We start from the raw sequence: 8,261 nt of genomic DNA, 5'->3' as shown, positions 1-8,261 counted from the left end.
GGTTTAGTAAAGTTTCTACGCGCATCCGGTGTCGTTTATCCTCCTCTGTTTTGTGTACAAGAAGGATAACCGGATGCGCCTTTCTTAATCAACTACCACCCACAGATTCTCGTGAAGTGCCGAAAAATGCTCAATACGGCAATCGCGAGGATCATTTCCCCTGGGGCTGTGTCCATCCCTGCTGAACGCATGGCTAGCAGCGGAGCAGAACCAATGGCGGCTTGCACGGTGGCCTTCGGAGAGTAGGCTACCGCAACAAAACACCTCTCCCCTATGTTTAAGCGGCTACCGATAAGACAAAGGCCGACACCTATGCTGCGAGCCAGAAGCCCAAGACCTATTATTGCTGCTCCCATCAAACCCGCTCGCCATGCGATTCCAATGTTCACCTGTGCGCCGACCATCGAGAACAGTATGATTTCCGCAAACACCCACGTCTTCGCCAATTTGGCCGAGAGTTCATGAGCCATATATTCCCGTTTTTCCAAAATAATGAATCCGATGGCCATGGCGGAAACCAGACCGGCAAACGGCAGAACGCCTGATAAACTGTGTTGTATTCGAACGAGAAGAATGGACAAGGCAATGACGATGAGAACCCTCTTTGTCGCCCGGGGGTTGAATCGGTCGAACAACTTGTACAGGACGCTCCCGATGGCAATCCCCACAGCAATTCCTAAAATCAAAGAAAGCGGCACACTGACGATTTGTGTTGCCAAATTGACTTGTTGGCCGACATAGACTCCCAGGATGGCTGTGTGCGCGACGATCACGTACACGTCGTCAACCGATGCTGCGGCCATGATCATGGAGGGGATCTCTTTGGTTGCGCCCCGGCGTTCCTTCATGAACTCAATCATGGAAGGTACAACTACGGCGGGAGAAACAGCCGCAAGAACCGATCCCAAAACAGCCGATTCGAGCAAGCTTAAGCCCAGCAACCACGGCCCGGCGATGGTGATGGCCGCGCCTTCAATGGTGGCAGGAATAAAAGCCAAGAGTAAAGCTCTGCCGCCGATCCTATGAAGTGTCGAACGGCTTAACTCAAAGCCAACCCGCAGGAGGATCACGATGAGGGCGCTCAGGCGTAAATCCGGCCCGATTGTAAGCAGGCCGGGATCGAGAAACTCAAGCGCGTATGGTCCGAGAATAACGCCCACGAGCAACATGCCGACGAGACCCGGAATGCGCATGCGCCGGAAACACCAATCGGCTATAAGGCACAACAAGATGATTTCGGCAATACTTACGGCCATAGGGTCATTCCTTTGAGGCTCTTGCAAAACCCCGGGAGTACGGGCGCGGCACGGCCATCTTGCCCGTGTTTCACGGGCGGGACGCCCGTGCCACGGTGGGTTTTGCAAGAGCCTCTTTTCTTAGGACCGCGGCAGGTTGGCCAGGGCCTGCAGCATCTCGAAGTTCTCCCGGAACTTCTTCTCCGCCGTGGCCAGCATCGCCTGGGCATTCGGGTTGAGCGTCAGGAGTTGCTTGAATCGGTTCTCCTGAAGCGCGGTCTCGGCGAACGACTGCGTCGGCGCCTTGCTGTCGAGTTGCAAAGCGTTCTTGCCCTCGGCGGAGAGCTCCGGGTTATAGCGGTAGAGCGGGAAGTGGCCGGTTTCAACGGCAAGCTTCTGGTTCTCCAAGCCGAGGCTCATATCGATGCCATGCGCGATGCAGTGTGAATAGGCAATGATGATAGCCGGGCCGTCGTAAGCCTCGGCCTCGACAAACGCCTTGACCGTGGCCGCTGCGTTTGCACCCAAGCTAACCTGCGCGACGTAGATGTTCTTGTACGTCATCGAAATCATGCCGAGGTTCTTCTTCATCTGCGGCTTGCCGGCCGCAGCGAACTTGGCGACCGCGCCGAGCGGCGTGGACTTGGACGCTTGGCCGCCGGTGTTGGAATAGACCTCGGTGTCGAGCACGAGGATCTTGACGTTGCGGCCGGTGGCGAGGACGTGGTCCAGTCCACCGTAGCCGATATCATACGCCCAACCATCGCCGCCGACCGCCCACACCGATTTGCGAATCAAGTAGTCGGCCACGCCGAGCAGGTTCTTGCAAATGTCGCAGCAGGCGCCATCGCCGATGAGCGTCTTCAGCTCGGCAACCAGGCCGCGCATGGTCTCGACGCCTTCGGTGGCCTTCTGGTCGGTACCCTTGATTTTCTGAGCCACCGCTTTGAGGGCGGCGGAACAGGTCTCGGCGGCGAGCATCTGGTCGATGAGCTCCCGCGCGTAGACATTGAGCTTGTCGGCGGTGAGGCGCATGCCGAAGGCGAACTCGGCATTGTCCTCGAAGAGCGAGTTCGACCACGCCGGGCCGCGTCCATCCGCACGCTGGCAATAGGGCGTGGTGGGGAGATTGCCGCCGTAGATCGAAGAGCAGCCCGTCGCATTGCCGATCAGCAGGCGGTCGCCTGCAAGCTGGGTGAGCAGCTTGATGTAGGGGGTCTCGCCGCAGCCGGCGCAGGCGCCGGAGAACTCGAAGAGCGGGCGCTTGAGCTGGCTCCCCTGGATCGTCGTGGCGCCGATCTTGGTGCAATCGGCCTCGGGAAGCCCGAGGAAGAACTCCCAGTTGGCCGCCTCCGCCGCGCGCAGCGGAATCTGCGGCGAAAGGTTGATGGCCTTCAGAGCCGGGTTGGCCTTGTTCTTGGCGGGGCATCGCTGGACGCAGAGACCGCAGCCGGTGCAGTCCTCGGGGGCGATCTGGATGGTGTACTTGAAGCCCGGGAACCCTTTGCCGACCACGCCCTTGGCGTCGGCCGACTTGAAGGTCGGCGGCGCCTTGGCGAGCACGGCGGGATCATAGACCTTGCCGCGAATCGAGGCGTGCGGGCAGACCAGCGAGCACTGCATGCACTGGATGCAGGTGGCGGGATCCCAGGAGGGAATGTCGGTGGCGATGTTGCGCTTCTCCCACTGCGTCGTGGCGGTGGGCCAAACGCCGTCATCGGGCATCTTGGAGACCGGGAGCGCATCGCCGCGCTGGGCCATGATCTCGGCGGTCACGCTCTTCACAAAGGCAGGGGCGCTATCGGAGACGACCTTGGGCATCTTCACCTTGCCGGCGGGGCGGGCCGGGTAGGCCACCCGCTTGACTGCGTCGGAGGCGGCGTCTATGGCGTCCCAGTTCATCTTGACGACGGTATCGCCCTTCTTCCCGTAGGTCTTCTTGGCGGCATTCTTGAGCGCGGCGATCGCCTCGTCAGCAGGCAGAATTCCGGAGATCTTGAAGAACGCGGTCTGCATGATCGTATTGATTCGACCACCGAGATGCAGCTCATGATCGAGCTTGAGCGCGTTGACCACGTAGAAATTGAGCTTCTTGGCGATGATCTGCCGCGCCACCTCATCGGGGATGTTCTCCCACACCTGGTCCGCCTCGAAGGGCGAAGCGAGGAGGAAGGTGCCGCCCGTGCGGATGTTGGCGAGCATGTCGTATTTCTCAAGAAAAGAGAAGTTGTGACAGGCCACGAAGTCCGGCTTGGTGCAGAGGTAGGTGCTGCGGATGAGATGCGGACCGAAACGGAGGTGAGAGACCGTGATCGCGCCGGCCTTCTTCGAGTCGTAGACGAAGTAGCCCTGGGCGAAATTGTCGGTGTCCTCGCCAATGATCTTGATCGAGTTCTTGTTCGCGCCGACGGTGCCGTCGGCCCCGAGACCGTAGAACATGCACTCCTTGCGGCCTTCGTCCGACAGGGTGAAGTCGGCCGGGATCGGGAGGCTGAGACCGGTGAGATCGTCGTGAATGCCGACGGAGAAGTGGTTCATCGGCGCGGCACTCCGGGCGTTGTCAAAGACCGCCTTGACCATCGCGGGGGTGAACTCCTTCGATCCGAGGCCATAGCGCCCGCCATAGGTCGGGATCCAAGACCGGATGTCGGCGAGCTTATACTGCATAATCTCGCCGAGGGCGGTGCGGATGTCGACATAGAGCGGCTCACCGATGGAACCGGGCTCCTTGCAGCGGTCGAGGACGGTGAGGGTCTTGACCGACTTGGGAATCGCGCAGGCGAAGCCTTTGGCGTCGAACGGGCGGTAGAGGCGCACCTTGATGACGCCCAGTTTCTCACCCTTCCGGACCAGTTCTTCGACGGTCTCATGGACGGCTTCGGCGCCGGAACCCATGATGACGACGACATGTTCGGCGTCGGGCGCGCCCACGTAGTCGAAAAGCTTGTACTGGCGGCCAGTCAGTGTGGCAAACTTGTCCATGGTCTTCTGGACGATGCCGGGAGTCGCCGTGTAGTACGGGGCAACGGTCTCACGACCCTGGAAATAGACATCGGGATTCTGCGCGGTGCCGCGGATCGTGGGTTTCTCGGGGCTCAGAGCGCGGGCGCGATGCGCAGCGACAAGGGTGTCGTCAATCATGGCCCGGATGGTGTCGGAACTGACGGCGTCAATCTTCTGCACTTCGTGGGAGGTGCGGAAGCCATCAAAGAAATGGACGAAGGGAATGCGAGTTTCGAGCGTCGCGGCATGGGCGATGGTGGCCATGTCCATGACTTCCTGGACGCTGTTCGCGCACAGCATCGCAAAGCCGGTCTGGCGGCAGGCCATGATGTCGCTGTGGTCACCAAAGATCGAGAGGCCCTGCGCGGCGAGGGCGCGCGCACTGACGTGGAAGACGGTCGGCGTCAGCTCGCCGGCAATCTTGTACATATTGGGAATCATCAGCAGCAACCCTTGCGAAGCGGTAAACGTCGTGGTCAGGGCACCGGTTGTGAGCGCTCCATGCACGGCGCCGACGGCGCCGCCCTCGGACTGCAACTCGACCACCTGAGGCACGGTACCCCAGATGTTCTTCAACCCCTTGGAGGCCCATTCATCGGCCCACTCGCCCATGTTGGACGACGGGGTGATGGGATAGATCGCGGCAACCTCGCTGCATGCGAAAGCGACTTCGGCGGCTACCTGGTTGCCGTCCACCATGATTTTTTCTGCCATAGCTGATTCCTGTGGGTTAAACGATGACTCTCAAAAAGAAAAACCGGGGGGCGGCCGGTGCCGCCCCCCGCGAATGGGAGGTCTACTTGCAGGCCGCCCGCACGGCATCGAGCTGGCCAGCCGAGCCCAACTTCACGTTCTTGGCGGCGATGAAAGCGGCGTATTCGGGGATGAAGACCTTGCCGGGATCGCGCAGGTCGAACTTCTCGGGGTGGTCGCGGAAGAACTCGCGGTGGACGCGGCACCAGACGAGGCGGCCGTCGGTGTCAATGTTGATCTTGGTCACGCCGAGCTTCGCGGCGCCGAGAAACTGATCGGCGTCCACGCCCGATGCGCCCTTGATGTTACCGCCTGCGGCGTTGATGCGGGCCACCTCGTCCTTGGGGACCGAGGAGGAGCCGTGCATGACCAGCGGGAAGCGGGGAAGCCGTTTCTGGATCTCGACGAGAATGTCGAAACGGAGCTTCTGGTCGCCCTTAAACTTGAAGGCGCCATGCGAGGTTCCGATGGCGCACGCGAGGGAGTCGACACCGGTCTGCTTGACGAAATACTCGGCTTCCTCCGGTTTCGTGTACACATGGTCGGCGGCAACGACATCCTCCTCGATGCCCTTCAGCAGCCCGAGTTCGGCCTCAACGACCAGCCCCTTGGCGTGGGCGGCGTCGACGACGCGGCGGGTGATCTCGATGTTCTTCTCCAAGGGATGATGGGAGGCATCGATCATCACCGACGAATAGACGCCTGAGTGGATGCAATCCAGGCACGTCTCCTCGTCGCCATGATCCAGATGGATGGCGAACACCGACTCGGGAAAGATTTCATCGGCGGTCTTCATCATCGACTCCAGCATCTTCTTGTGCGTGTACGAACGCGCACCCTTGGAGAGCTGAACGATAAAGGGCGCCTGACTCTGCACATTCCCTTTGAACAGCCCCATGGTTTGTTCGAGATTGTTGATGTTGTAGGCGCCGATGGCATAGTGGCCGTAAGCGTGCTCGAAGAGCTTCTTGGTGGTAACGATCATGTGTGCGTCTCCTGTGTGCCCGCGAACCGCCCACCCCCGTCCGTAGGGGACAATCCGGGATGCGTAAACACGGGAGAGAATGATACAGGGAAGCGAGGCTTCGAGCAAGACCGTTTTTTTTGTTGAGAGCGGCGGCGATTTCCGACATAATCGGATCGTGTTTTGCGACAGAAAAGCCGTAGCGAGAGCGGTGCAAGGGGTGTGCATGAGGCGAACCGGAATAATGCGGATCAGTGGAATCGTCGTGCTCGCGTTCGGGGTCCGGTTGGCGGTTGCGGGCGAGGCGGAGCCATCGGCTGGCGAGTCGAATGTGTTTGTGGAGGCGCTGGAACTGGGGCAGGACATTCGCTCCCAGCGGGAGGCGATCGAGCGGATGGTGTCGGATCCGGCCGTCACGTCGCCAGAAATTGCCGCTGCGCGCCTGACGGTGGACGCGCTGACCCTGCGCTGGAGCGGTGAGAAAACGGACTCGGAGAAGGCCAACACCTTGAAGCGTCTGCGCGAGGCCCAGCAGGCCTTGCGCGACCGGGTTGTCTCGCATCCCGACGTGGCTCGGGCAGTCAAAGCCCTGGATGCGGATCAGGTGAAGCTACGGGTTTTACAGGAGAAGATCGCGATGATTCGCGCGGCGGCCAAGCGAACGCGCGAGCAGGCGGTTCCGTCGGCGGACCCGGCCGTGAAGGCCGAGTGACGCTGTGTGTCAACGCGGGGAGGATTGGAATGGCGGTGCGAAATAAACAAGCGGCGAGAGGCACAACGCGAAAGCCGCGCATCTTGGTGGTGACCCCCGAAATCACCTATCTGCCGGCGGGCATGGGGAACATGGCCAACCAGATGAACGCCAAGGCGGGGGGGCTGGCCGACGTATCGGCTTCGCTCGTCGCCGAACTGTTCGCTTCCGGTGCCGATGTGCACGTGGCGCTGCCGCATTACCGGCGCATGTTTCATGTCGATTCGGCGCGCCTGATCAGCGACGAGTTGCGGGTGTACAAGAGTCGACTCCCCAACAGCCGCATCCACCTTGCCGAAGATCGCTGCTTCTACTACCGGGACGCCGTCTACAGCAATTATCAGAACGAGAACCCGCGGCTCGCGCTCGCCTTCCAGCGCGAGGTGATCAACAACATCATCCCCACCGTTGCACCAGACCTGATCCACTGCAACGACTGGATGACGGGACTGATCCCCGCCGCCGCGCGCCGACTGGGAATCCCCTGCCTGTTCACGATCCATAACATCCACACCCATCATGTGCGATTGTCACAGGCCGAAGACATGGGCATCGACACGGCGGAATTTTGGCCATATCTCTACTACACCCGCGTGCCCCGCAATTACGAGGAAACGCGCGACAGCAACCCGGTTGACATGCTTGCGAGCGGCGCGTTCGCCGCACACTTCATCAATACCGTCAGCCCGACGTTCCTTGAAGAACTCTGCCGCGGCTGGTTCGACTTTGTGCCCGTCTCAATCCGGCAGGAGCTGATCAACAAACGCAACTCGGGCTGTGCTGTCGGCATCCTGAATGCGCCCGATGCGTCGTACAACCCGGCGACCGACCCGGCGCTCAGCCGCACATACACGCCGGAGACACAGGCACAGGGGAAACGGGCCAACAAGGCGCTCTTTCAGAAAAAAGTGGGGCTGGCGGCCAACCCGGACGCGCCGATCTTTTTGTGGCCTTCACGGCTTGATCCGGTCCAGAAGGGACCGCAACTGCTGACGGCGATCTTGCACCGGATGGTGGCGAAGCACGCCAAACGGGGGATGCAAGTCGCGATCGTGGCCAACGGCGTCTATCAGTGCCATTTCCGGGATATTGTGCGGATGCACAACGTGTATGACCGGGTGGCGGTGTGCGACTTCACCGAGGATCTGTCGCGGCTGGCTATGGCGGCATCCGATTTTGTGCTGATGCCCTCCCTCTTCGAGCCGTGCGGCCTGCCGCAGATGACCGGGGTGCTCTACGGCACCCTCCCGGTCGTACACGACACCGGCGGATTGCACGACACGGTTTCTGACCTCGATGTGGCGGCCGACCACGGAAATGGCTTCACGTTCAAGATTTATGATAGCGCCGGACTCGAGTGGGCCATGGACGAGGCCATGGCGTTTCATGCGCTCCCGGACAAGGTGCGCCACGCTCAGACCACCCGGATCATGCGGGAGGGGTTGTCGCGATTCAACCACGCGGTCTGCGCCAAGCACTACATCGATATTTACGAGCAAATGCTGCACCGCCCGCTGGTGCAGTTTTGACACGTTCAGAAACGGGTGATCGGAGC

5 protein-coding genes are annotated in these 8,261 nt (G+C 60.7%); 2 read left to right on the top strand and 3 right to left on the bottom strand.

The genetic code is table 11. The features are described from left to right. Positions 1 to 92: 92 nt before the first annotated feature. The 3 genes from FJ222_04555 to FJ222_04545 form a co-directional block, all read right to left on the bottom strand. The gene (locus FJ222_04555) at positions 93 to 1,256 is read right to left on the bottom strand and encodes a sodium:proton antiporter (protein MBM4163696.1); all 1,164 of its coding nucleotides are present in this window, start codon (positions 1,254 to 1,256) and stop codon (positions 93 to 95) included. A 120-nt stretch (positions 1,257 to 1,376) separates the two neighbouring features. Then, a complete protein-coding gene (gene nifJ, locus FJ222_04550; GenBank protein MBM4163695.1) occupies positions 1,377 to 4,952 on the bottom strand; it encodes a pyruvate:ferredoxin (flavodoxin) oxidoreductase in 3,576 nt (1,191 codons plus the stop codon). A gap of 82 nt (positions 4,953 to 5,034) precedes the next feature. After that, positions 5,035 to 5,976: a ketose-bisphosphate aldolase gene (locus FJ222_04545; GenBank protein ID MBM4163694.1), complete on the bottom strand. Its 942-nt coding sequence runs from the start codon at positions 5,974 to 5,976 to the stop codon at positions 5,035 to 5,037. Between the two features lie 205 nt (positions 5,977 to 6,181). Here FJ222_04545 and FJ222_04540 point away from each other — a divergent pair, with 205 nt between their 5' ends. Further along, positions 6,182 to 6,667 (top strand): hypothetical protein, encoded by a 486-nt coding sequence (locus FJ222_04540; GenBank protein ID MBM4163693.1) that lies wholly within the window; start codon positions 6,182 to 6,184, stop codon positions 6,665 to 6,667. Between the two features lie 29 nt (positions 6,668 to 6,696). Continuing rightward, on the top strand, positions 6,697 to 8,235 hold the full coding sequence (locus tag FJ222_04535) for a glycosyltransferase (GenBank protein ID MBM4163692.1): 1,539 nt from the start codon (positions 6,697 to 6,699) through the stop codon (positions 8,233 to 8,235). Positions 8,236 to 8,261 lie beyond the last annotated feature (26 nt).

Source organism: Lentisphaerota bacterium, from assembly GCA_016873675.1.
In the GTDB taxonomy this organism is placed as follows: domain Bacteria; phylum Verrucomicrobiota; class Kiritimatiellia; order RFP12; family JAAYNR01; genus VGWG01.
This window is presented reverse-complemented; position numbering and strand designations above follow the sequence as displayed.